Source organism: Aquimarina hainanensis, assembly GCF_042684685.1.
Classification (GTDB): domain Bacteria; phylum Bacteroidota; class Bacteroidia; order Flavobacteriales; family Flavobacteriaceae; genus Aquimarina; species Aquimarina hainanensis.
In genome coordinates, this window is record NZ_JBHULX010000017.1 from 182,059 (window position 1) to 208,193 (window position 26,135).

The 26,135-nt window shown below is 34.0% G+C and carries 24 protein-coding genes; 2 read left to right on the forward strand and 22 right to left on the reverse strand.

Annotated features, from left to right (window positions below):
* Positions 1 to 97 precede the first annotated feature (97 nt).
* The 17 genes from ACFSTE_RS10385 to ACFSTE_RS10465 form a co-directional block, all read right to left on the reverse strand.
* The gene (locus ACFSTE_RS10385; protein ID WP_176029223.1) at positions 98 to 268 is read right to left on the reverse strand and encodes a hypothetical protein; all 171 of its coding nucleotides are present in this window, start codon (positions 266 to 268) and stop codon (positions 98 to 100) included.
* 171 nt (positions 269 to 439) lie between these two features.
* Positions 440 to 823: a hypothetical protein gene (locus ACFSTE_RS10390; RefSeq protein WP_176029224.1), complete on the reverse strand. Its 384-nt coding sequence runs from the start codon at positions 821 to 823 to the stop codon at positions 440 to 442.
* Positions 824 to 1,076: 253 nt separating this feature from the next.
* A complete protein-coding gene (locus ACFSTE_RS10395; RefSeq protein WP_176029225.1) occupies positions 1,077 to 1,736 on the reverse strand; it encodes a thiol:disulfide interchange protein DsbA/DsbL in 660 nt (219 codons plus the stop codon).
* Between the two features lie 751 nt (positions 1,737 to 2,487).
* Positions 2,488 to 3,288: an AraC family transcriptional regulator gene (locus ACFSTE_RS10400; protein ID WP_378256456.1), complete on the reverse strand. Its 801-nt coding sequence runs from the start codon at positions 3,286 to 3,288 to the stop codon at positions 2,488 to 2,490.
* A gap of 120 nt (positions 3,289 to 3,408) precedes the next feature.
* Positions 3,409 to 4,122 (reverse strand): 3-ketoacyl-ACP reductase, encoded by a 714-nt coding sequence (locus ACFSTE_RS10405; RefSeq protein ID WP_378256454.1) that lies wholly within the window; start codon positions 4,120 to 4,122, stop codon positions 3,409 to 3,411.
* Positions 4,123 to 4,131: 9 nt separating this feature from the next.
* Positions 4,132 to 4,410 carry a putative quinol monooxygenase gene (locus tag ACFSTE_RS10410; protein WP_176029228.1) on the reverse strand — a complete coding sequence of 93 codons (279 nt, stop codon included), beginning with the start codon at positions 4,408 to 4,410 and terminating at the stop codon, positions 4,132 to 4,134.
* A gap of 541 nt (positions 4,411 to 4,951) precedes the next feature.
* Positions 4,952 to 5,599: an SMI1/KNR4 family protein gene (locus tag ACFSTE_RS10415; RefSeq protein ID WP_378256451.1), complete on the reverse strand. Its 648-nt coding sequence runs from the start codon at positions 5,597 to 5,599 to the stop codon at positions 4,952 to 4,954.
* 43 nt (positions 5,600 to 5,642) lie between these two features.
* Complete coding sequence (locus ACFSTE_RS10420; protein ID WP_176029230.1) at positions 5,643 to 6,050, reverse strand: ACT domain-containing protein; 408 nt, start codon at positions 6,048 to 6,050, stop codon at positions 5,643 to 5,645.
* A gap of 220 nt (positions 6,051 to 6,270) precedes the next feature.
* The gene (locus tag ACFSTE_RS10425; RefSeq protein ID WP_176029231.1) at positions 6,271 to 6,717 is read right to left on the reverse strand and encodes a hypothetical protein; all 447 of its coding nucleotides are present in this window, start codon (positions 6,715 to 6,717) and stop codon (positions 6,271 to 6,273) included.
* 281 nt (positions 6,718 to 6,998) lie between these two features.
* Positions 6,999 to 7,460, reverse strand: coding sequence for a hypothetical protein (locus tag ACFSTE_RS10430; protein WP_378298130.1), 462 nt, complete (start codon positions 7,458 to 7,460; stop codon positions 6,999 to 7,001).
* A 513-nt stretch (positions 7,461 to 7,973) separates the two neighbouring features.
* Positions 7,974 to 8,570: a hypothetical protein gene (locus ACFSTE_RS10435; RefSeq protein WP_378256447.1), complete on the reverse strand. Its 597-nt coding sequence runs from the start codon at positions 8,568 to 8,570 to the stop codon at positions 7,974 to 7,976.
* Positions 8,551 to 9,450, reverse strand: a complete 900-nt coding sequence (locus ACFSTE_RS10440; protein WP_176029234.1) for a hypothetical protein — start codon at positions 9,448 to 9,450, stop codon at positions 8,551 to 8,553. The genes ACFSTE_RS10435 and ACFSTE_RS10440 overlap by 20 nt, the downstream gene beginning before the upstream one ends.
* Before the next feature lie 86 nt (positions 9,451 to 9,536).
* A complete protein-coding gene (gene tssD / locus ACFSTE_RS10445) occupies positions 9,537 to 9,938 on the reverse strand; it encodes a type VI secretion system tube protein TssD (protein ID WP_176029235.1) in 402 nt (133 codons plus the stop codon).
* A gap of 636 nt (positions 9,939 to 10,574) precedes the next feature.
* A complete protein-coding gene (locus ACFSTE_RS10450) occupies positions 10,575 to 11,261 on the reverse strand; it encodes a hypothetical protein (protein ID WP_176029236.1) in 687 nt (228 codons plus the stop codon).
* A gap of 272 nt (positions 11,262 to 11,533) precedes the next feature.
* The gene (locus tag ACFSTE_RS10455) at positions 11,534 to 11,725 is read right to left on the reverse strand and encodes a hypothetical protein (protein WP_378256444.1); all 192 of its coding nucleotides are present in this window, start codon (positions 11,723 to 11,725) and stop codon (positions 11,534 to 11,536) included.
* Positions 11,726 to 12,284: 559 nt separating this feature from the next.
* Entirely contained in the window at positions 12,285 to 13,049 is a 765-nt protein-coding gene (locus ACFSTE_RS10460) for a DJ-1/PfpI family protein (RefSeq protein ID WP_378256441.1), read from the reverse strand.
* Positions 13,050 to 13,155: 106 nt separating this feature from the next.
* A complete protein-coding gene (locus ACFSTE_RS10465; RefSeq protein ID WP_378256439.1) occupies positions 13,156 to 16,806 on the reverse strand; it encodes a T9SS type A sorting domain-containing protein in 3,651 nt (1,216 codons plus the stop codon).
* A gap of 683 nt (positions 16,807 to 17,489) precedes the next feature.
* Between ACFSTE_RS10465 and ACFSTE_RS10470 the strand changes: the two genes are divergently transcribed.
* Positions 17,490 to 18,092: a PAS domain-containing protein gene (locus ACFSTE_RS10470; protein WP_217704329.1), complete on the forward strand. Its 603-nt coding sequence runs from the start codon at positions 17,490 to 17,492 to the stop codon at positions 18,090 to 18,092.
* Between the two features lie 283 nt (positions 18,093 to 18,375).
* Here ACFSTE_RS10470 and ACFSTE_RS10475 read toward each other — a convergent pair whose 3' ends face one another.
* The 5 genes from ACFSTE_RS10475 to lnt all read right to left on the reverse strand — a co-directional run bounded on the left by ACFSTE_RS10475 (position 18,376) and on the right by lnt (position 24,909).
* The gene (locus tag ACFSTE_RS10475; RefSeq protein ID WP_378256437.1) at positions 18,376 to 19,491 is read right to left on the reverse strand and encodes a nuclear transport factor 2 family protein; all 1,116 of its coding nucleotides are present in this window, start codon (positions 19,489 to 19,491) and stop codon (positions 18,376 to 18,378) included.
* 146 nt (positions 19,492 to 19,637) lie between these two features.
* Entirely contained in the window at positions 19,638 to 20,678 is a 1,041-nt protein-coding gene (locus ACFSTE_RS10480) for a helix-turn-helix domain-containing protein (RefSeq protein WP_378256435.1), read from the reverse strand.
* A gap of 51 nt (positions 20,679 to 20,729) precedes the next feature.
* On the reverse strand, positions 20,730 to 21,296 hold the full coding sequence (locus ACFSTE_RS10485; protein ID WP_176029241.1) for a hypothetical protein: 567 nt from the start codon (positions 21,294 to 21,296) through the stop codon (positions 20,730 to 20,732).
* Positions 21,297 to 21,311: 15 nt separating this feature from the next.
* Positions 21,312 to 23,183: an ABC-F family ATP-binding cassette domain-containing protein gene (locus ACFSTE_RS10490; protein WP_176029242.1), complete on the reverse strand. Its 1,872-nt coding sequence runs from the start codon at positions 23,181 to 23,183 to the stop codon at positions 21,312 to 21,314.
* A gap of 139 nt (positions 23,184 to 23,322) precedes the next feature.
* The gene (gene lnt / locus ACFSTE_RS10495) at positions 23,323 to 24,909 is read right to left on the reverse strand and encodes an apolipoprotein N-acyltransferase (protein ID WP_378256433.1); all 1,587 of its coding nucleotides are present in this window, start codon (positions 24,907 to 24,909) and stop codon (positions 23,323 to 23,325) included.
* Positions 24,910 to 25,377: 468 nt separating this feature from the next.
* Here lnt and ACFSTE_RS10500 point away from each other — a divergent pair, with 468 nt between their 5' ends.
* On the forward strand, positions 25,378 to 26,133 hold the full coding sequence (locus tag ACFSTE_RS10500; protein WP_378256431.1) for a CDP-alcohol phosphatidyltransferase family protein: 756 nt from the start codon (positions 25,378 to 25,380) through the stop codon (positions 26,131 to 26,133).
* The last annotated feature ends 2 nt before the right edge of the window (positions 26,134 to 26,135 follow it).

Below are 26,135 nucleotides of genomic sequence, written 5' to 3' on the forward strand. Positions count from 1 at the left end.
TTTTTTTATGTAACGCCTCTGGTGCTAGCACTGAGGGAGGTATCGTACTATTACTGTCATCAGGAGGACTAACCTGATGTATTTATTTAATACGTTTTTATGATTTAATAGGAGTGTTTTCTAATTCAAAAAATCCCCACACTAAACTGGAACCAGAGATAAATCCAAAAACATTCGTTGCAATTCCCTCTCCAAGTACGATGTTATAACCACATGCTATACTGCCAAGGACTCCCAAAATAAGAATAAGATATCGAGTGTTTTTCATAAGTTGATTGTTATTTATTATCCTATTCTATAAGTATCTTTTTTGGGAAAAATGTTACAAAAAAAAAGATCTTTTGTGCTATAAAAGAAGTCGTTAAATGCGATTGGTAATAGTGTGTTTTGTATACCACAGGAATCCGATCAGTATGAGACTCTCTTAAGAAGTAAAAAGTTAATAAAGTCTTATAGAAGATTGTTGCTCTTTATGGGCAGCAGCACGTTTTTTTCGTTTGCGTCTTTGTTGCTTAAAAAATTGTTTCCTGATTCGCCAGATGATTCGTTCTATAATAAATGCATATAACATACAGTTAAGTAAGAGTCCCGTAAAAAAAGTAAAAGCTCCTCCAATATGAATATAGGTTCCTGCAATAGTATGCGTAGGGAAACGTAAAAATTCGAAAATCGGGATAAAAAGTAGCCAGGGAGAATCTTTATCCAAAATTCCTTCTTCAGCTGCGAAAACAGAAAGAAAACTAGGAACCAATAAAGTGAGTAATACAATGATAACCAATGTGAAAATGGTTTTGTCGAAGTGTTTTAAGTGTAGTTGGGTCATGGGGCGATGGTCGTTATTTGGTTAGTTTCGTTATTGAATTTCAGTATCAATAACAATGCCTTTCTTTGTTTTTCGAACTTAAAAAAATGTGAAAAAAAAGCTTTTTTTCAGAGATAATGGGTAAGGAGTAAATAGGTTAAGGGTATCCCGTTATGTAAAAAAAAGAACCATCACCCATTAATAAAAAGTGATGGTTTGTTATATGGTACTTTTTTTATGACATGGAATACACATTTGAGCATATTCCGCAGAATTATTTGTTTAATAAGAATTTTATCAGGTTGAGGTATTCTTCCTCGGAATTGAGATTCGAGTATAAAACAAGGTATTTATTATTTACTAAGAAATTAGGAACCATAGTTAATCCAGCTTCCTTGAAGGATTCATTAAAATTACTAACCATGGAATCAGTTCCAAAACTGGTATAAGCAGCATCGTAATCTCTTGGATCAATTCCGGCATCTATAAAAAGTTGACGGATAGCAGACTCTTTCAGTTCTTGTTCCTTTTTATGAATGAGATCAAAAATACGAGGAACAATTTTTTCGGTTATGTCAAAACTCATCGCTATAACATATGCCTTACTGAGATAATATGCTTTATTTCCTTTTTTAGAAGCGACAGGAATTTTATTAACGGTTACTTCTGAGGGAATTTCTTTTTCCAGGCTTTTTAGTAATGGCTGAAACTGGTAGCAGCGGTCATCAAAAAACGAAAAAAAATGTTTTAGTTCCGGAATGGTGGATTTAGGTAACGACAATTCTTTGTAATGTACTCCTTCTTCAAACGTAGTGTTGCTACAAACAGCTGAGGTTGATTTGATGTCTATACAGCTATTTGATGTTGCGATAAGTGCATTTGTTTGTATCCCTACGAACACCATGCACAATACTGTGATCATTTTCTTTTTCATGAGGGTATAGGTTTTAGAGTTAAGTAGTGTATCAGAAAAACGATAAGTTTTTTATACACAAATTTAGTTAGGTATCGTTTTGATTCATTCAGTAAAATTTTAATGTTTCGAGGAATCTACCCCGAAGTCGTTACTAGGTCTATTTATAACTCTTTTTGTAGTTATGTTATTGTATATTAGAAAGATATGCTATTTTTTAGTAAAAGAAAATAGGTTATTTTACTTATTTGTAAGTGTTTGATAATCTTGTGTTAAGGAGTTATTGTGAGCGTGTTATTATGGAGTTCCCCCAGGGCATACTGAGGAGGGATGTGTGCGAATAATTGGCATTAATAACCAAAAACGTCAGATTTCATAATCTACCTATGGATTTTTGTTGTTTTTTGAAGAGAAAAGCTACTTTATAGGCAGTATAAAATAGCTTTTCTTTACTAGGTGATTCAGGGCTGATACATATCTATGCCCCTAATACAAAAACAAGCCCTGTAATATCTCAAACGGAATTTATTGTTTACAGAAGATATATTTCGGGTTGTTTTTTTAGTGTGTAATATATAGTTAAGATTGATTGGTTACAATATATAAGGCATCCCTTTATACCTAGGGATATCCAATAGAGGATTTGCTGCGAAAATAGAATTTTATAACCAAATAGTATTATGGGAAACCGTAATCGTTTAATTGTTTTATAAGGAATAATCCATAACTACTTGTACGGTATTTTTTTAAGAAAAAAATACTTAGAAACAGATCAGATACTTTTGTAATAAAAATGGTGTCCAGCTTTTTTTGTTTGCAGATATTCAACGGGAGTTTGTCCTGTAAAAACCTTACATTCTCTTATAAAATGGCTTTGGTCATAGTAGCCATAGGTAAGTGCAGTCTGCAGGTAGTCGGTAGTATGATTTAATAATAATTTTTTTATAGTTGTCTGGAACCGGGCAATACGATGAAATTTTTTAGGAGAAATCCCAAACCGACTACCGAAGCATCGCTCAAAATGACGAAAGCTGATTCCTGCTTTGGAAGAAGTTGTTTCTAAAGTGTTTGACTGAACATTTTTATAAAGGTGGTGTATAATAGCATCCCAATCAATCGTCTCTTTTTGCCGATGTTTTATAAGTTGCAATAATAAAAAAGATTCTATGGCTTGTATTTTAGCGGTGATATCTATAGAAGTATCTATTTTTTCCTGTAGTAATACTGCTTCTTTTCCCCAGATATCTTCTGTAGATAGATATGTGTCATTAAGGAGTTTGAACGGAATGTCACAAAAATGTCTGAATGTACCGCTTTTAAAACGAATGGAAAGAAAATGAACATGTGAATTGGCATCAATTCGCGTTTTTTTTCTAGGGCAAAAGGTATGCGCTTTCTGGAGTGTATTACGAGCGATTGTATAGGGTTCGCCCAGATGAAAAATAATTTCAAGCCCAGTACCGGCTAAAACCTCTGGCATTTCAAAAGTTTTGCCATTAGTATATTCCCATACATAGAAGCGATCTATATACGGAACTAATAATGGAGTGGGTTTGTAATGTGTTTTTTTCAAAAGTAAAATTAATCTGGATGCAAAAATACAAAGTCTTTTTGGGCTACTATAATGCACCAGTCCCTTTTCTTATTATAAGAAAGTTTCCTGATGCATTGTAGGATATATCTATTAGTAACATTATGGATTTGTAGACCAGATTCCTGCTGTGTTGATAAATACACGTCTGTTTAATTGTAGATGTGCTAGTACCAGTTCGGCTATATCTTCCGGTTGCATTACTTTTTCCGGGTTCCCATCAGTAAGGTTTAAATCCAGTGCCATATCTGTAGCCACTGTACTTGGAGTAAGTGCTGTAACTCTGATATTGTGTTTTCTTACTTCTTGCATAAGTGATTCTGTAAGACCGATTACTCCAAACTTGGAAGCGCTATAAGCACTTGTGACAGCGGCTCCTTTTAAGCCTGCAGTAGAAGAAATATTAATGATATCCCCGCTTTTTTGAGCAATCATATTAGCTAAGAAAGTTCGAGTCACATGATAAGTTCCCAATAGGTTGATATTGATTACTTGTTGCCAGTCTTCAGGAGGCATCTCCAGAAAATTACCAAATCGACCAATTCCGGCATTATTAATCAGGATATCAATCGAAGTGAATGTTTTATAAATTGTTTCGGCAGCGGCAGTAACCTCTTCTAATGAAGAAATATCCGCTGTGGCAATCACGGTTTGTACTCCATGTGTTGCTGCTTCCTCGGCTACTTTTTTTAGATCAGTAACTGTTCTGGCTAGTAAGGCTACATTGACTCCTTCTTTGGCTAAAGCGATGGCTATCGCTTTTCCTATTCCTTTTCCTGCTCCTGTAATCAGGGCATTTTTTCCTTTTAGGTTCATTTTTTTTAATTAAAATACTTCGATGACAGGAGCTGATGAGAGCATCTCTGTAATCTTATTAATAAAAGTGTTAAAATGTGTTGATGCATTGTGAGCGTCTACAGCTTGTTGATCTACATACTCTTCATAGACAATAAAGCGTCCATCAATCCCTACTTCTTCGAATAAGCGATAGGTAAGTGACCCGGCTTCTGCATTACTTTGTTCTACCATGATGGCTGCATGTGATAAAAATGACACTCGATGTTTCTTTTCTACATCTAATCTGGCAACAATTGTTTTTTTCATCTTGCTTTTTTAGTCTTATTTTGTTTGCAGCAACAAAAGTAATTTTAGAAACCCTTCGAGTATTGTAAAAAAACGACATCAGGTAGTTTCTGAATTATATCCCTTTACTTATTTTCCGAAATGCTTGGGACATTACTTTTTTATCAGATATACGTAACAGAAAAAAATCGTGATACGAGATCACGATCTTTTTCTAGAATACTATATGGATAAGTAGGGGTAGTATCAGAAAGGGGGAAAATTTCTGATATATACGGTTGATTATTAAGAGCTTTTTGAATACTGTAACAGTATTTCTGGGAACAAATGTAAACGCTTTTATCAAAGTAAAAACATGATTATGAGATATTAACCTATTATTGGGATTTCCTTAACGATAGTCTGTTGTTTCCTACTAGTAAAAGCTTTTATTATCGGTTTTTTTGCTTGATTATAGAGGTGTAAATATGGAGAAGCTTGTTGTGAATTAACATTTATATGCTAAAAAGGCTTCATGTCTCTTGCATTGATGTTGTTAATGATAGAAATTGGATATAGTTAATTACTTATTGTCAATCATTTTTTTTAAGTAATCGGTCAGGTGTGCCAGGTCTCTCAGGTTTTGCGGAGAAACATTCTCGTCAATCATATGTTTATTGACCAACTTAAAAAAGAGGTCGATATCATTTCCTAATACATAATGATAATCTTCATCGGCTCCGTAGTTAATAATTTGCCCGATAATTCCACGAGGACCCGGATCTAAATCAATTGCTATAAAATTTCCTGTTTGATCGGAGATAAAAGGAATCCATTTCGGATTGTAATACATTTTTTTGATAGCTCCTTCAGGAACGATTGGATCATACCATGACAGGTTAAAGGTTTCATTAGTTTCCCACATCTTTCGGGTAGTACTTAGTTCTTTATCAATTTGTTCCAGAGATAATAGTGATAGGCGTCGGATGTAGCCTGTTCCTTCTTTTTCTCCATTATGTAATTGATAGAATTTTTTGAACGCAGGAGGAAGAGTAATGTCAAATTTATGTTCGAAATCTGTAAGTTGTTGTTTGCTGACTCCCGGGTGTAACTGGTCTGCCAGTTTTGGGAAACGTTCTTTGATAAGTTGTTTATAGGCTTTCCAATGAGGAAATTGATCGGTCATTTGACAAGAAAAGAGTAGTGTTATAAGAACTAGTGTTTTTTTCATATTTATCGGATGATTGTGAAATTATGTACCAGTTGCAATAGATCTAATTTTGTAAAGGGGTTTTGCTAAGTGCACGAAGGACTTTTATTGCTTTCTGCGCATCATTTTTATGGACAAAAATATGATCGTGATAATAGGCAGCTATTACATTACAGCTGATTTGATGTTTGGCCAGCTCGTTAGAAAATAAAGCGGTAAGTCCCACAGCATCTAATGAAGAGTGAATGTTTAATGTAATCCAGGAAGCAACGTAGTCGTAAGTTAATCCTAGTGCATCCGCTTTTTGTCTCTCGATAACCAAGGTAGTTCCTTCTGCTTCTTTGAATTTTGATATAATGCTATCTTCATTGATAGGGATTGGTACTGTCGTAGTGGTGAATACATATTCTCCCGGATGGAGCACAGGAGTCATATCTTTTATTAGTACGGATAAATTTGTTTCGCCTGCCATGGTATTTTATTAGTAAGAGAGGTTAAAAATAAGTAGCAATCCCATAATGGGACCTATTTGAGTGAAGGTAATGAAAACTTATCAGAAAGGAGAGGTTTCTTACAAAAAGTAATGTACGTATGATACTTGCTTATTCGAATTTCAATACAGGTGAAGTTATTTTTTGATGAGAACCAGTAAAAAGTAGTTTAGAAAGGCTCTAGTATGTAGAGGAAAATAACTACTTTCTATTTCCTGCTTCGAGTAAGGAATTTCGAATTGCTTTTTTTCTTTCCTCTTCCCTAACTTGACTTAGGTCAATAGCATGGGTTTTTTCGTTGTTGGTTTTAAAGAAAACGGTATCAGCTGTTGCATGTGTTTTTTTGATGTCAGGAAGCAAAACAGTACGGATCGCATCAGTATTTTTTGTTCGGTATACAATTTTATCCGGTGTAATCGAGATAAAGAGTTTCCGGGCCTTAGGGATAAACGATGTAGATCGAATGAGTAAAAAAAAACCTATGACAATACCCAACGGTTTGTCCCAATCTCCTGGGAATTCAGTTATAAATTGATCGTCAGCCAGTGAATTGTATGATTTATAGCCAAAAGCTATGATTAAAAATACTCCAGTAAGAATGAATATATACATCGTTCTTGGAGCTCCTTTTTTTATGAGGTATGTCATAGGCTGAAGATACTAAATTATCAGCAGACCAAAAAAGCGTAACTGTTATTGGTTTAAACTTATAGATATGGTCATAGCCTTATGATAGGTGTTGCCCTGGAATACATCTTTGGTGTTTTTTTTATGGTAGTGAGGGCGCTTTTTATTCTCATAAAAATATACCAGCTCTAAGGGAACTTTTATCTACAAACATTATTCGGTTTTTCTTTCTCTTCTAGTACATAAGAGGATTTGATAATATTAATGTTTTATAGAGGGAGCATACATAACTATTTTAATACTCATTGTTTATGATTAGAAGTTGCGGGAATAGATCCTGAATACCAATATTTATCTATTTTGTTTTTATCATTAAAGCTATTTTTCCAGAATACGTTATATACATTACTGATCTCTGGTACATAAGCTAAAAAATATTTTTCATTGAGATAAAAAATAATACAATTCCCAATATCACTATTGCTGATTATTTTTTGCACCCCAGTTTTTTCATATTCCGTAATAACCTCTTTGATGAAGTTATAGGTGTACTGGTGCACATCATTATTGTTTTTGATATTACTGGCTTTTATAAAACCATCTATATCGAATTTCTTATTTGTATGTTTTTTAAAACATGTGGAGTCGTTTAATTTACAATTGAATAAAGATAAGTTAGGGAGTAAAAATTTCTTTTTATTTATTTCTTTAGTGAAGAAATAGGCTATTGGCTTATCTTTTTGATGATTTCTAGCTTGAATCATAATGTTCTTAAATACCCTAAAATTACCAGATTTAATTCTGTGTATTGCTTCCGTATTATTATCAGTATTAGCACAGCCTAAGAGAAAGATTGCTAAAAATATATAAACTATGGTTTTCATCATTTAAAATTTAAGACCAAATGGGAATTTTGGAATAAATTTAGTGTCTTTTTTAGGGTGGTAATGTGTTGATATAGTGGTGTTTTTATTGGGTTTAAAATTTTCTGCTTTGTTGATTGTTCAGGATTAAATAATGTATTAGGTATGACTATAATCCCTAATATCAAAACTATTTTTATTTTTAATTACTTCACGTGTAAATTTCCATTCAGGACCAAAATCCCATGAGTTCATTAAATCATTATAGTAGTGTTTATAAAAATCATTCTTTTAAAATATTCATACAAAACTTATAAAATCAAAAATTGATATGGTGAAAGAATCTCATCAATAATTAATCGCCTAAAATTACTAGATTCCTTTTTTAGAGAGAATAATCAAACTTCACTTACTTCACTTACAAACATTATTTGGTTTTTCTTTCTCTTCTAGTACATAAGGGGATTTGATAATATTAATTTTATTGATATCTACTTTACAAACAAAACAGTTCCATGCAATAAAATCATTTAACCTATTTGTATTTTCAGATGCTAAAACAATATTATCATCTTTTATGAGGTTGTTTTGCTTTAGTTTTTTTAAAACATGCTCTTTGTTAGTGTTTGTCTCAGATTCATTATAGAAATAAATTACATTCTTTCCATTATAGTTAAAGATGGAAAAATCATAAGGTATTTGATCATCTTTTAAAAGTTTATCAAAAACATATATCGAAAATTCATAAGTTTCCTTGTTTTCTTTTTTGAGTAATACATTTACATATAAGGGAGTGTCTAGCTTTTTTCTCATTTCTTTGATGTAAAGCTCCGCTTTTTGCTTCATTAAGTCATGTAGCTTTTCGGGTATTACCTGAAGTACTTTCTTTTTTTTTCTAAACTTTATGTCTTCTTTTTCAGTAGAAGGAGCCTCAATACAAGAAGAAAAAACTAAGACTATGATGTGTAATGCGCTAACTAGTAGAGGTTTGTTAATTTTTCCAAATATCATATTTTCCGTTTTTTCGTATAAACCCTAAATCGTTCCAACCTCCTAAGATAACCCCAGGAACTCCAACTTTTTTTGTGAAATTTATATCTCCTTGAGAAGGTCTAGCATTTCCATATCCTGCGTGTATAATTCCAGGGTGTGTATGAAACCAACTATTAGCTCTTTCAAAATTATAGCCTATCTTATATATATTTCTATTAATAAAGTTCTTTCCATTATTAATAAAAGAGACAAGGGAGGGAGCGGAATTGAATTTGTTTTCTTTATACGGAGTGATATAAATATTGTCGAAATTTTTATAATCATCAAATATAAACCCACCAATTTCTTTATCTACAGCAATAGATAGATCAGAGATTAGATTTATATAAGAATGAAAATCTTTTTTGTTTAAAACATCTAGATAGAGTCCTTTGTTTCGAATATTTAAACCATCTGATAAAAAACCTTTGTTAACAGTGCCAATTTGTACAGATTCAGAATCAAGCAGTCTATCAAAATTGTCATTAGTAGTTTTTATCAATTCAATAGATCCATCTTTATTAAGCCGATAATCATCCTCTGGTTTAGATACAGAAGATTGATTTTTTTTTGTCTTATTATTAAAGAACCATTGGATTTCCTTATCAACAGTATTGGTGAAATAGGAAGAGATATAATTGCTTAGGTCTCGTTTGCTATAAAATAAATTTTTATATGTTGTTTGAATTTGGAATAAAGCATGAGAATGGGCAGCGCGAAGGCTGCCTTTTAATTTTTTACGTGTCAAATCAACCTCTCGCTGATTTTCTAAACTATTGTTCAATGATCGCTTTATCGTACCTCTTAAAATAGTACGTAATTGAATGTTTGCTTGTTGTAATTCTATAGATGTTTTCACGTGTTTGTCATTCAATGATGTGTGTAAAATTCTTGGTGAACCTTTCTATAGAGAAGAGGTTTTAAGTGTTTTGGCTAATACAGTGATTATGCACTTGGCCAATTATTGACATGCTCATCATTTGCACCAATTTTAATTCCTTTGGCACTAATGTGTAAACTCACAGACATAGGTGTTTCATCTTCTGCGTCAAAATTTTTGTTGTAACGCAGGCAGTATGCTTCATTAAATTCGATGTTTTGCTCTACAGACATGGAATTACTTTTTATAAAAGTAATTTTTCCTCTTTTATGTTCATTAGGAGATAAAGCCCATTGTGCAAGCATATCATCTGTTTGGCGGTCTACCTGTAATCGAATGGTAAACTGTCCGGCAATTGGTCTGGCAGAAGGTCGACCGGTTACATCACTGTCTTGAGCAATATCTATCGAACAATTGAGAATAACAATCTCTTTGCCGTCAATTTCTAATCTGGAATAAAAAGACATAAATAATAGTATTTAAAAAAGGGTTAACATTATATTGTTTTGGCAATTGTGCATACGATGCCATCTTTTTTATACTATAGATATGCGCGTTTATAGAGGGGTAAACATTCACCTATAGTATGTTCTTTTGTTTTTCAGAAGTGGCTCTTTACTATTGATATGTATGCGTATACCATATCGATCATTCATTAAGCATATCGAATGTAATCATATCAATAGCTGTACTACATAAAAGAAGTGTACATTTCACTTTTTTTAGGGAAAGAACACATCCGATAAACAAGGAATAAAGAACGTAAGCTAAAAATACTTTATTTATAAGAAGGAATCAATAAAAAATGACTTTTTTCGATCTAATGATGTATTGTATCGATAGAGGTCAGGTGTCTATCTTATTGGATGTAGGAATTTCTTTAAGTTTTTTTTATAAAATATAATGGTTGTTATGTCAGAAAAAACTGTATAGGTTTGAAAAAGAGAAGAAAAGGTATTTTCCGAGGAAACGCGATACAGTAAAATAGATATAGTATACTACAGAAAAAGTCAATTAAACAATAAAATAGGTATGAAAAAAAATCTGTAATATACTATATCGTGTTAGGGTAGGGGTGATTGGGAGGTAGCATTGAGAGTTGATTAGTTTTCTATGTTATAGGTGTTTTCTGTTTCTACCTGTTTTTCCAGCCATGCGATTTTGCTAGGTTTGTTATAAATCGTATAGGTGTTCAGGTGAGGTAATCCAATAAATTTAACCTTATTGATTCCAAATGCATAGGAACTCTTAATAACCCATCTTCCCTGACCACTACTTTCATCATGTGTATCGATGACAGAATAGTTTCTGTTGTAATAATGTTCTTTTATTTTTTCGAAGGTGAGCTTCCCGAAAGTGATGATAATTTCCGGATCTACAATTTTTATAATTCGATCTATAATGGCCAATGATTTTTCCAATTCGATTTTATCAATTTTAGGCTTATTATATGTTCGATACATAAACAGGTGGGTAATGCATAATTCCTGAAGATCCATGTTTAGGATTTTACCAATGGTTTCGAGATTTTTTTTGAACCGATGCGTTTTTCCGTTTTCCCAATCTGCCACATAGGGACGGTAGTTATCGGTTTCAAAGTGTGTTAAAGATTCCAAAATAGTAGTAGGAATCGCATGAGGATCTCCTCCGGGATTAAGCCCAATCATAAGAAACTTCCCCTTTTTCAAGGAGCGGGCATGACTGTATAATAGTGTTCCGCTTTTATGAGCAGTTTCTCCTAGAGTGGATTTTACAAATTCTTTAAAATCATTTAATTCTGATGTATCCATATAGACGATTTTTTTCTATCAATAGCATCAATCGTTTCAGAAATAATACTACTGCGCAATCTTTTTATCTAATAGTTATTATTACTAAGCTATAACTTGCTGTTCATTTTTTCTTACGGAAAACCGTAATGCAAAAAATTATACAAGAGTTAGCAAAGTGTATAAGGCGTCAGTTTATGAGGATACAGGTTGTGGGGTACAAGCAGATCACAGGTTATTAGTAACAGGCTTAGGTTTTTATACAATAATATATGAAATAGAAACAGGCTTTATTATAAAGGAAAGCAATCTACGCTAACCATTACACATGTTTTATAAATATCCGGGAGGTTGTGATATTGAGCACAGGTGACCACTACAGGACCATTGTATTCAGAACAACGGTTTCTATGAATACCTCCACAAATGAGTTTCTGTTCGGATTTTGATAATTTTCTTGCTGATTTTAAGAGTAAATCTTTCATAATGTGTTAAAAAAAATAAATAGTGTGTATCGTATATTGATGAATATTGATTCTTTTTGCAGGAGCTATGTAGCAGGTGTTTTTGACAAAGCTTGCAGATTTTTCAAATGGTTCTTGTACAATATGTATTGTTTGTTTTTTGAGTTTTTAGATTTGAAAAAAGAGAGCGTGGCATCAGAGCTGACAGGGATACCAATTTCTAGTAAGAAACTTTTATACGATTTGGGAATATAGCAGTTGCCATGTAGGTGTAATAAGGAATATTTCTGTACAGAAAAGAATTGATTCAGAGTTCTTTGAATACAGGATATGGTTACCCCTTTAATTAAGGAATTTACTATTTGTCTTTTCATTTAGGTTTATTAGTTTTTTAAATAAAAACACTGTTGGGGTATGATTTCCATTATAAATATAGGCAAGATTCTATTATTTTAGAAGGATTTAACGTTTTATTATTAAGACAGATAGAGAGTTTTAGTGTAATAATAACAAGAATGTCTTCCAAAAACATCGTGGAATCCCTGTAAATAAAGGTTTCTCTTTTTGTATCAAAAACTACTTACTTGTTAATAAGTAAATAAGGAATTTTATCCAAATTCCAATCGATGACTAGTCCCTTGGCTAATGATTTAGCAATTGCTGTTCCGTATAGATATTCTGTAAGATATAAGGCAGCTTCAAAACTTTTGGCTCCTCCGGAAGAGGTGATATATTTTCCGTCATGAACAAAAAACACCTGTTCTCTTATATCCAGATGTGGGAATTTTTGACGCATTGTATCAATATCTCCAGGAAAAGTGGTAGCGACCTTACCATCTAATAATCCGGCTTGTGCCAATACAAAAGCTCCATCACAATGCGAAGTGACAAAAGAAGCTTGCTCCGCAGCTTTTTTTACAAAATCAATCATATCCGTATCATCTAAGTCAGTATCCAGATGATGTTCAGCACTGGGGATTACCAGAATGTCGATATGGGGTAATGTATCTTGTCTGTAATTAAAGTCAGGGAGTAATCGCATCCCTTCAAAAGTTGTAATAGGTTCATGAGTATTTGCCACTGTAAATACATTCATCGGTTTTATATTTTTCCTGAATATAGTATGCTGGAAAATGTCATATGGAGCTGTCAATTCTGTATTGTAAGTTCCATCCATGATTAAAAATGCGACATTGTATCGGTTAGGAGCTAATGTAACAGTAGAGGAGGACTGCTCTTTTTGTTTTTTAGGAACCTCCGTACAGTGACTTAAGAAGAAAAAAAATAATAAAAACCATAAAGAAGATACGTTGTTAGTATTGATTATTTTATAGAACAGTTTCATATGGCTGGATTAAAATGTCAGCACTAAAGATACAATTTGTACTAAAAAATAGAAAAGTGCTGACATCTTATGTCAGCACTTTTAGGTGCTTAGCGAAGCTAATGTATCAACGTTTTATTATTTTAAAACGTTCCTGGAATGTATTTCCTGATATTTGTATAATATAGATACCAGGAGCTACATTAGAGGCATCCCATGTCCATCGTTCCTTGAGATATACATCTTTATAAGTAGCAATTTCATTTCCTGAACTATTGAAGATCTGAATACTTGCTTTTGTTGCTCTTTTTTGTTTTCTCAACCCTTGGACATCAATAACAAATTGACTGGAAGAAGGATTAGGCCAGACATACTGACTGTTCAAAGTAGTTAGTGGATGTTTCTCCTTGTTAGGTATATCTCCTTCTACAGATCCGAATAATTGGAAGATGTGGTCTTGAGGTTGTTGCCCAAGAACAATGGAGGCGGGTGTCCATTCCTGGAAAATACCACTTCCATATAGATCTATATTTGATCGGAAGTTGGATTCGTGCCCAATACTGCCTTCTTGTGTTGTCCAGTTCCATTCCAGGTAATACGGATAAAAGTTAAGATGTGGTTGTACAGATATCCAATAATGACCAGAAGATAAAGTAATAGGCTCTGAGAAGTTGATGTGTATATTGCTTTCTTCTGTAGTAAACGAAGAATCAGTAAGGTCTTGTTTGATAACTTCTTTTCCAGGAACTCCATTGTTGTCTTCATATATGACAAATGTCACTTTTGAAGCTTCTATAGCAGTTCCGAACCCATGAGCTACAACTTTTTCTATATTCCAGCTACTTCCTTCCGGGACGATCAAATCATCGGCACATTGCGTATATGTATTGGTATCTGTATGAAAGTTAGACGATATTATGAATGTCGGAGCATCAATTTGTTCGTAGATCCCTGAAGGAATTACATTGACTGTGAATCCGGTAGTGGTCTTTTCTTTTTCTGAAGAGGCGTGTAATTCAATGCTGGATTTTCCAAAAGTATCTTTGGTATAGGTGATTGTTAATGTATTGTCAACCAGCTTTGTTTTTACAATCTCAGGATGAGAGTTGTTAACTTTTATTGAGATTGGTTTTTGCTGACTATGTTTGAATACATCTTGAATGTCTATCTCAATAGTTCCGTCTTCTATCCCGTTCACAACTTGGTTTTCCAGGAATTTATTCACTTTTAAGGATGGGGTAGGGAATGGAAAAATCATGGGGAGTTTTGCGCTATATACACCATTTCCATGAACCGCCAGTGCAATCAACCCATCTTTTCGAACTTCAATATCCTCAGCTATATTATTTCCAATTCTGAAAGATTCTTTAAACCACCTGGTGTTTTTGCCATTTATATAAGTGCTGTAATATAAACCTGTACTGGTCGCTACGATTATTTTTTGGAAATACTGACCAAAAGACTGTTCGCTGCTCCCAAAAAAAGCTGCAGCTCTAACAGAAGGACCATTTCCACTGCCGTCAGGGTGTTCTTCTAGGTTACCACTGATATCTGTCCAGGAATCACCGGCATCATCTGACAGAAAAACACTGGGAATACCATAGTTAGAGAAAACAGCAATAACACGATCTGCATTAGAAGGATCAACAGCAATGTGGTTGATGAATCCAGTTGGGAGTTCTTTATCTGTTCCTCCAACGGATACAACCTGATAAGTGTCCAGGTTCGCATTGTCTATGCGGTAAATATTCCCATGGATTGTTCCGTAATACAGCCGGTTGGCAATAGGGTATGTAGAAACCGACAGCGCAGAAATAAGCTCGTTTTGTGGAAGTTTTGTTTGTTTCATAGGACTCCAGTTGATCGGAGTACCATTTCTGTTGGCATAATCTGTAGGTGGAATTTTGTCTAGATTATTATTGCGCCACATCATGTTATTTACAGGTAGATACATGATGTTGTCATTATTAGGGTCAAGCGCAAACTTAGTGTGAAATAATCCGGAAAAAGGAGCTGCAAAAGAAGGTTTGACATTGGTTTCAGAGGTTTGTTTTCCTGTGTCATTATATGTTTTCCTGTATACGCCTCCACGTTGTACAGACATATATTTTGTTTTGCCATTGTCAGCAAACGCATTATCCATTCCATCTCCTCCAAAAATCTCTTCCCAGTCTGTTTTGGGAGTATTGGTATTGGTATACCATGTTCCGTTATCCTGAAAACCTGCTATGATGTGATCCGTTTTACTTTGGTGATTAATTGATATAAAATAGGGCTGTGTAGTGATATATCCATTGTTTAAGGAGGTCCAGGTTACAGGAAATCCTTGATGTGTAGCCGTGATATCCTGTGTAATCTGTACTCCTCCGTCATTTCCTGATAATACTTTATTGGGATTAGAAGGGTAGAATACAAGAGCGTGTTGATCCGGGTGTTGATTTTTATATATGTAAGAGGAAGTAGGATCATCAGGATCGAGTATGGGGCTATATCCTCCAATCCAATCTTTATCGGTAATCGGAGTAGCAAAACCATCCGTTGATCGATATAGATCTGTTCCTCCTAAAAAGATAAGTTCTGGATTCGTAGGGTGGATTTTTAAAACCATGTTATATCCTCCAAACAACTCCAATCTACCAAACCCTCCATTAGTAGGGAGGTTTTGTGTATAATCAATCCATTTTTTTTTGTCGGCAAGGTATTTGTACAAAGCTGCCTGGATATATGGAGGCTTATTTTGATTCGCAAAAGAGAGAAAATAAACAGTGGACTCTAGAGAAGGAGCAATAGCGATAACGGATCTTCCATAGGTAGCCGGGAACCCTTCAGGGGTGATATTAGTCCAGGTATCTCCATGATCATCAGAGGAGAAAAAGCCTGAATTCTCCCCATTACCAGATGAAGTAGAGGCATATAAAAGACCTGTAGTACTTACTGTAATATCTGTCTGACCGTTTTGGTCGATCGGAAGGATTTCTTCAAAAGTTTTTCCTTCATCTTTTGACCGTAGAATCCCTTTTGCGGTGGCTACATAAAGATAACCATTTACAGGGCTAACAATAATAGAAAAAGATATTTCAAACAAAGAAGTCCCAGGGGTGATATCATTGTCATAAGTGGCAGGAAGTAACGACCAGCTCTTTCCTCCATTTGTAGATTTATAGACTCCGTCACCTTCATAAAAAGCTCCAACTTTTCTGGCAGAATTACCTAGGGCTTCTCCAGAAGCATAATACCAAATATGTTCTTTTCCAGGTCTGGGATCTTGTGTGATACAAGTAATACTGGGAGATTGATCCATTCTGGTGACTTTTTTCCAGTTTTTTCCACTATCAACAGATCTCCATAATCCTCCGGAGACTCCTCCTGCCAGAATTATGTTCTCATCGGTTCTATCAATAGCTAATGCTCTGGTTCGCCCTCCAACATTATAGGGACCTCTGTTTTTCCAATAATAGTAATGACCATTTTTAGTTTTGGAAGAAGACATCATTTTTTGTATGTCTGTTCCAGAAGGAATTTTTGAAGAGAAAGAAAGTTCTTTGCTCCTGATACTCGAAGGAATTTTATTGGTTAGTGGATTCTTTAACCTTTCATACTCGAACTCCATCCGCTGGATTGCATTATCTCTCCGGTGAGACTCTTTTGCTTTTTTTGATTGAAGTTGACTGTCGTACAGTTTTTGAGCAGGTTGTTTTTGCGCATGTAATGAATATTGCCAGCACATTAGTAAGGCAAGGTAGATACAGCTTTTGAGATTTATAAATGATTTGTGCATGAAAAAAATACTTTTAAGGGGTTAATGTTGAGATAAAATTATAGAATCAAAGGAGGATAAAAAATGTTGTAATTCGCTATTTGTTAGTTATTTAACATTTGTTTGGGCTTAAGCTCCTTTCGTTTTTTAGAAATTAAAAAGAAGGAATTAGAAAGGGAGAGCTATAGAAAAATAAAGGGAGTTACACTTTTTTAAATAGTTGAATTATAGTCTTTTGTGTCCGTGGAAAATGAAAAAACCTTTTTTTTGAAGTTTAACAAAGTTTAAGTTTTTTTAACGATAACGGAAAACATATTTACAATAAAATTATTAGGAAAAATAATGCAAAAAGGGAGTTTTTTTTGTGTAACTGTCTGTTAATTAGTTGGTGAGTTGCTGTTTTTTAATCGTTTTTAAAGAAGGAAGATACTTTGGAATGCTATTGTATTAAGAAATTTGTTTTACCTGATACTTATTACTAAACGATTTTTTAGGAAAAAAGAAAGGGAGTTTTTTTCTTTTAGTATACTGCATTCTGTTCTTTTTTTCTTTTGAAGGAAGGTGTTTTATAAGAATCGTGCTGATTTGTTTTGGTAATATGGCATATTCATTTGTTAATATTGCTTAAATATGATTTATGTCATAGTCCTTCCTCTATGTTCCTCATAGTTTTGTAGTCTACTAATTAAAATCTGATAGAAGATATGGAAACTATGAAATATCCAACCCCATTGGATGAAGAGATTATTTTGGATCCACAAGAAACAATCATGAGCAAGACAAATCCGCATGGAACGATTGAGTATGCGAATGATTATTTTATGAATATATGTGGATACGAAGAACATGAATTGATTGGGAAACCACATAATATTATCAGACATCCTGATATGCCTAAAGTTATTTTTAAATGGCTATGGGAACGTCTCAAAAAGAAAGAAAATATTCATGCATTGGTAAAGAACCTGGCTAAGGATGGTCGTTATTACTGGGTGATAACCGATTTTGAAGTGAAATGTAATGAATATGGAGAGATTGATTCTCTTTTTGCCAGAAGAAAAGCACCTCCAAGAAAAACCATCCAGCTAGTTAGAGAATTGTATAAAAAACTGCTGGCAATAGAGAAAGCAAGTGGTGTAGAAGTCTCTGAGAAATATTTAATCGGTTTTCTGGAAGAAAAAGGAAAAACCTATGATGAATTTATAGAGGAGGTTTGTTTTATGGATAAGGAAAAAGAAAAGCCACTAGATCTTAAAGATCTGCAGTATCACAAAAGAAAAGGGCTTTTCGTAAGATTGTTTAGATAATATAACCATTGCTAATGATGAGTTGATGATTACTTTTTGAAATAATAGCCATAGCACATAGTGAATGCATGTTATCTGAATGCCATAATAAGCTATTGGGATAAACTGATTGATCTTATGATCTGAGGGGTCATCAGTTTATGAAGTACAGTAGGATTGTTCTTTTACTTTCTTGTAAAAATCAAAATACCCTTTTACCCTTGAGAGAGGAATCCGTTTGTGTCTTCACAGTTCAGATAATGGCGAAACAGCAAGTATGTACATACTTGCTGTTTTTTTTGATTTATGATTTTTTGAGTAATTCTGTGATTTTTTTAGCAACAGCAGTGGATGATTGCGCATTTTGACCCGTAACCAGACGTTGATCCACTTCGATATGAGGAGTATTTCGTTTGGAAAATTTAAAAATTCCCCCATGGTTTTCGATAGTCTTTTTGATCAGAAAAGGAAACTCTTTGAAATAAGGAGCATCTTTTCTTTCGTAGTCATCAGGATATCCATTGACTCGTTTTCCTGATACGAGGTATTTTCCATCTTTTGTTTTGAGGTAGGCGATTCCTGCGGTACCATGACATACAGATGAAATAATCCCTCCTTGTTCTTCATAAACATGCATACTTATTTTTTGAATCTCCTTATTGGTAGGAACTCCGTACATAGCACTTCCCCCACCTACATAATACACCGCTTTATAGTTAGAAGCTTCTATCTCTATCGGTTTTTTTGTGTGTCCCAGGGCATACATGAAGTCACTGTTATATAAGTATTTTTTATACATAGGTATAGAAGTATTGATGTATGAAACAGGAATGGGACCTCCATCTGGACTGACGAAATCTATAGAATACCCCTCGCTGGCAAATACCTCATAAGCATTGACAATTTCAGAAAAACTGTTTCCGGTATAAAGATCAGAAGTTCCGTAATGATCTGCATTAGATACAATAAAGAGGATGCGATCTCCTTGTTTATTGGAGTTTTCTTTAGTCGCTGATTTACTCATGATTTTCCATTGCCCATCCAGTTTTTTTAATAAAAACAAGTCAGTGAAACGAATGTTCTTTGCTGGAATTAGAATTTCTACTTTGGCTGTTGCGATGTCGTTTGTTTGATCGATAGAAATGATGTTCCCAATACGTCCGTTAAACTTCCCTTTGCGAGCATCATTGTCAAACCAGGAGATGTATTTTTTTGAGGGGACAACCCTTAAAGCATTGTCTTTTCCGGAGAGGTAGAGGTTTGCATCTGAATAAAAGGCAGCAGCGATACGCCCGATGTTATTGTACGAGGTTCCCTGGATATAATGTTGTAAACAGGTATATATTTCTTCTTTCTCACTCTGGGCATTACTCAGATAGAAAAAGAAAGACATAAGAAGTAGGCATGTGTAATTTTTCATTATCGTTTATTTTTTGTTACGACAATGGTACTGCTTAACAACTTGTTTTAATCAATAAATTATAATTCTGTAGTACGGATTTATAATTTAGTAATGTTTTTTTTTTTTTTTAATGGGTAATGATTTGTTTTTTAGTGAGGTATGGTCTAAGGGGCTAAGTTTTTTCTAAAAGAGGCAGGTGTCATTCCGGTTATTTTCTTAAACGTAGCATAAAACGTAGATTTGGAATTAAAGCCGCATTCATATCCAATAGCTTCTATTGTCAGTTTAGGTTGATGTTCTAATAGGTGTGTTGCTTCCTTTATTCTGTATTCATTGATATACGAAGAGAAGGATTTTTCTGCATTATCATTGATTAATTGAGATAATTTATGAGGAATAATATGTAGTTTTTTTGCTACTTCTGGAAGCTTTAAATTCGCATCTTTATAGAGTTGCTCCTCAGTCATAAGACACGCTAATTTTTCTAATAATATAGAAGCTTCTTTATTGTTTATTTTTTTATCAGCATATTTAATAGAAGGGGACCTGGTAATTACAGATTGTTTTTTTCTATAGAAAAAGGTCAGTAATAAAAACAAGTATATAATAAAAGAAAAAGACAAAGCGCCTGCTATATACGAAGTGTATGATGTTGTGTTATAAGCAACCCAGATAAGGATGTTACCAATGTAAATACTAATGATCCAAATATCAATACTTTTTCGGGTATTTTTGAGAAAAGAATAAAAAGTATGTCTTAAAATGTATCCTGTGGCAATAATATATAACAGCCATTGCAAATAGATGATTTTGAATATATATGTCTGCCATGGGCGAGGGTATGTCTCGTATGGATATAGAATTCCCATAAGAATAATTAGTAGCAAAATGGGGGTAAAATGATATCCCCAATATATTTTGGTAGCTCCATTGTTAAGCATGGATTTGACATAAAAAAATAAAGAAGGTCCGATAAGGAAACATGCCGATAAGCCTATTTGCAAATATATTTTGGCTAATTCGGGATTGAAATAATAAAAAATAGACTTGCCAATCCTAATACTGAGACTGAGTAACAAAACTCCTAAAAAATAGTTAGCTATTTTTTTAGGTCTGGCATATACAATAAAATAAATACCTAATAATATTCCGTTAAATGCCCCAAGGGCACTAAAGAAAAATAGTAATTGATTACTCAATTGCATATGGTGACTATTCTATATTTGATTTGAACAATAAACAGAATAAAGGTAAAATTATTTTCGTATTATAAAATCCTCTTTTGCCTGTTCTTTCCTGAAAAAAACAAATCCCAGATTAAAGGTTTCTATTGTTACTCTTGTTTTTGCATGTGTTTTTAGTTGTTGCCATTGATCGATCGATTGGGAAGACTGGTGTATATTAGTTATAAGTAAAACGGTATCATTATGAGTTTTAGAAATGAGCTGATCTAATAGTTGCGGAGTAGCAGATTGTCTATGGACACAAATCATGTCATAGTGCACGTCGGAGTTGATTTCTGACGTGACAGTAAGTGTGTTTTCTATAGTTACAATAGTCGATATGATAGGGGAATCCTCTATGATCAGAACTGTTTTGCATCTTAGAAAACGTGGAAGTCGGTTTAGTAATCGGGCGGTTTTTATAGTCAGCTTTGCCGGTTTTCTTTTTCGAAATAAAGAAGCGATTGCTCCATATGATGCATGTGTGGTTTTATCATAAAAACATCGGGTGACCAGCTGATAAATAAAAGGGGAGTGTACCCCATGTTGATTGGTAGACCTGAGAATAAACCGGAAATAGTGTTGTAACCTAAAAAACATATAAATGTAGTGGACTTATAAATCCATTTTTTCTGATAGTTCTAACCATCTCATTTCTTTCTCTTCAATATCATTGATGATTACTTTTAGTTTTTCAGATTCTTTGCGAATGGTATCGGTATCCAGGTGTTCTTCCAGAAACTTATTTTCTATTTCCTTTTTCTGAAGTTCTAACTTTTTTAAATCTCTTTCTATTCTGTTGTATTCTTTTTGTTCGTTATAGGACAACTTGGAGTTTGCATCTTTCTTCCAGTTGTTTTTTGTTTTTGGAGTTTTTATTTCTTCTTTAGAAGGTTGCTCCGGGGATTTACTATTTTCATAAACTCTGTAATCGGTATAGTTCCCTGGGAAATCCTGAACAATCCCTTGACCTCTGAAGACGAATAAGTGATCGACAATCTTATCCATGAAATAGCGATCATGTGATACCACAATCAGGCATCCGGGAAAATCCAGTAAGAAGTTTTCTAATACATTAAGAGTAACAATGTCCAAATCGTTTGTTGGTTCATCCAAAATCAGAAAATTCGGATTTTGGATCAAGACAGTACATAGATAGAGTCTTTTGCGTTCACCACCACTTAGTTTTTCGACGAAATCGTATTGCTTTTTTCTGTCAAAAAGGAATCGCTCTAATAATTGTTGTGCTGATATCTGTCGTCCTTTTTTCAAAGGAATATAATCCCCAAACTCTCGGATGACATCAATTACTTTTTGACCTTCTTTGATGTTGATTCCTTTTTGGGTGTAGTATCCGTACTTTACCGTATCTCCTACGATTATTTTTCCCTGATCAGGAGGGAGAGTCCCGGTAAGCATATTGAGAAAGGTGGATTTCCCAGTTCCGTTTTTACCAATAATTCCAATGCGCTCTCCTTTTTTGAAAACATATTCGAATTGGTCTAAAATAACAAGATCTCCAAATTTTTTAGAAACTTTATGAAGTTCAAGGATTTTACTTCCCAGACGTTCCATGTTAATTTCTAATTGAATTTGATGATCATTTCTTCGTTGATGTGCTCGTTTTTTTATCTCGAAAAAATCATCAATTCTGGATTTGGATTTGGTAGTTCTGGCTTTGGGCTGACGACGCATCCATTCCAGTTCTTTTTTATATAGCTGTTTTGCTTTTTCTGTAGCAATGTCTTCATTCGCTATTCTGGCTTCTTTATTGTCCAGATAATAAGCGTAGTTTCCTTTGTAGCTGTATAGTTTTCCGTTTTCTAATTCTACAATTTCATTACAAACATTTTCCAGGAAATAGCGATCATGAGTCACCATAAATAAGGTGAAATTTTCTTTGGCAAAATACTCTTCGAGCCATTCGATCATTTCCAGATCAAGATGGTTGGTAGGTTCATCCAAATATAAGAGATCAGGCTTGCTCAGTAGAATATTAGCTAGTGCTAATCTCTTTTTTTGTCCTCCGGATAAGAGACCTACTTTCCGGTCTAATTGTTCGAGTTTTAATTTGAAAAGTACCTGCTTATATTGAGTTTCAAAATCCCAGGCGTTTAATGCATCCATCTGTTCGAAAGCTTTTTGATACCCTTCCTGATCGTCTGGGTTTTTTAATGCATTTTCATAATTGTTGATTACTTTGAGAATGTCATTATCTGCAGCAAATATGGTTTGCTCAATAGTTAATTCAGGGTTGAGGTCTGGTTCCTGAGATAAAAAAGCAACTTTTAGATTTTTTCTGTAGACGACTTGTCCTTTATCAGGCAATTCTCCTGCGGCAACTATATTGAGTAAGGAGGTTTTTCCAGTTCCGTTTTTAGCGACAAAACCTATTTTTTGCCCTTCGTTAATACCAAAGGATATATTCTCAAATAAGACACGTTCGCCAAATGCTTTTGCTATATTTTCTACTGATACGTAATTCACAAATTCGCTTTATTAATCTTGAACTTTTATAAGTGCAAAGAAACTACAAAAAAGCATGAAATCTAAAGAATTTGCATGCTAAGTGAGATTTAAAGATGCTAACGCTTTTCTGAAAGGAACTTATCGTTAATGAACGATGTTAGATGTTTAGCGGTTTTTTTCTTCGCGTGACAGAAAAGAGAAATATAAATAGTGTAAGAAACAATCCAATCCTGGGAATAAAGTTTCCGGTTTTAGCATAGAATGTTACCTCGTTATTTGTTTTGATGACACCTCTTAGGGCACCCTGTTTTTCATATGATAAGGAGTCTAGAACAATTCCTTTTTGGTTGATGAAAGCAGAAATTCCAGTATTAGCACTTCTGGCAATGCTTCTTCTGGTTTCTACAGCTCTTAATTTGGCATATGCCAGGTGTTGACGATGTCCTTCAGTATTGCCCCACCAGGCATCATTGGTGATAATTGCCAGAATGTTAGCCTGATTTCTTACATAGCCAGTAATAAATTCTCCATAGATACTTTCGTAGCAAATAATTGGAGCAATACCAAGACTATCTTTGGTAAAAAAGACCTCTCTTTCTTTTTGGGTAGTTTTTTTTGCTACAGTTCCTCCAAGATCAATCATTGCATCCCCTACAATTGGTTTCAGAATACTTTGATACGGGAAATTTTCAACCCCTACTACTAATTTTGTTTTATGATACAATTCTGTAGCGCCATCTGGGCGAACCCAAAAGGCAGAATTGTAGTCGTCATAAAAATCGTTTTCTCTAATAATGTTTGTCTGAGAATGAACTCTACGGGGATCTCTAAAGCGATCGTACATAGATATTCCTCCCAAAAAATGCGCTTTTTTGCTATTTTCAATAATTTGCTGCCCTGTATTTTTGGCAATAGAATAAGAAAACCTTTTGAGTTTATTATTATCTGCAAATACCGTTTCAGGGGCGATAACGGCATCAGTACTATCTGTAATTTTTTCTGTAGCTAACTTGTGCAATAAAGCACCTATTTTTTGATCGGTTGTATTGTATTTTTCGGTATAAGGATTAATATTTGGTTGTAAAACCACTAGCTCAATATCTTCTCCTTTCTCTTCATATGTGTAGAAGATAAGAAGTGAAATGCTTAGAGGGAGTATGATGAGTAGTCCGTTTTTTACAGCAGCTCGATACAAAATGGTTTTTTCCTGGTATTTCTGAAATAAGAGAATGCTTTTAAAAATACTGATATTGAGAATCCATACCCATAGAGTGCCTCCAAAAGTACCTGTGTATTCATACCATTGTACCCAGGAGATGAAGTCTGCAAAACCATTTCCCAGATTAAGCCATGGCCAGGAGAATTCCCAGTGTAAATGCATGTACTCAAAACTCATCCATAGGCAGATTAAAAACAAGGTACTTACTGTAAAGGTTGTTTTTTTTGCTACGCTGTGATATATAAGGATAACAGTAGACATCAGTAAACTATTGGTGATGACAGCAATCCACATGCCAAGGGCAGTCGAATTATAGATCCACCAGGTTGTTGCTATATTCCAGATAAAGAAGGATAAAAAGGAAAGTCCGAATATTTTTGCTTTTTTCATGTTGGCAGTCCGTAGTTGATACTCAGCAAGTAGTAAAGGAACGAAGCCGAAAAATAAGAAAATAGGAAAACCATAGGTTGGCCAGCTGATTGTCAGTAATACACCGGATAGAATTGCTAAAAGAATCTTTTTCACCCTAAAATATGTTTTAATCCCCTTCTGAGGAATACAGAAGGGTTTAAATTACAAACGAAAGTAAACTTATTTTGTGACAAAGTGAAGATGTGGAGTGCTAAAAAATAATGAAGAAATAAAAAAGAAGGTTAAGAAAGTTTTTTTAAAAGAAACGATGTGGTTGTATTGCGAACTGTTGGTTTGGTATGTTTTTTTTTTGAGGGATATAGTAAAAATAAAAAGATGGGTTTTACTTAGTGAATTTTGTTTTTGTATGATTTTTAGGGATATAAGTATTTAATATTTACTTCATGACTTTTTGCCCAGATTGATATAATTGTAATCTCTTGAGATGTGTTCTGGAATTCAAAATTTGTTTCTAGTTGATGACCTATGTGTATGTACAGAAGAAGTTTATGGAGAATAGGCAAAATAATAGTAGGAATAGACTAAAATAGTTTACTATTTTTACACAAAATCCGGTTTGATATGTGGTTAAAAAAACAAGTTCCTAATGGTATTACATTGCTCAATTTATTGAGCGGTTCCATAGCAGTTATTTTTGCTGTTCAGGAGCACCTGGAATATGCAGCTTTTTTTGCGATGCTTGGGATATTCTTTGATTTTTTTGACGGGCTTGCTGCAAGATTACTCAATGCGCAGAGTGCTTTAGGATTACAATTAGATTCTTTGGCTGATATGGTCACCAGTGGAGTTGTACCGGGAATTGTGATGTATCAGTTATTAACTAAAGTATTTGGCAAACCTTTTTATGTAACACCTCCAACCTGGAATACAAATCAGGTATTTGCCAGTATAGATGCATCCTATTTTTCTTTACTGGGGTTGCTTGTTGTTTTGGCATCGGCATATCGATTGGCTAAATTTAATATTGATACGAGACAAACGACCTCTTTTATTGGGTTGCCTACTCCGGCAAATACGCTGTTGATCATAAGTTTACCTTTGATACTAAAATTTCAACATGAGGGATGGGTCGTTGCTATAATTCTTAATAAGTGGTTTTTGATAGTATTGACGTTGGTGAGTTGCTATTTGCTCAATGCAGAAATTCCTCTGTTTGCACTTAAGTTCAAAACGTGGAATATACAGGATAATAAAATCAGGTATGCATTTTTGGTGCTTACTATCGGTTTCATTGCCTGGTTGAAGTTTTTATCCATTCCCTGTATAATCCTTCTGTATGTAATCATGTCGCTGTTAGTCAAAACAGGTGACCGTTAATA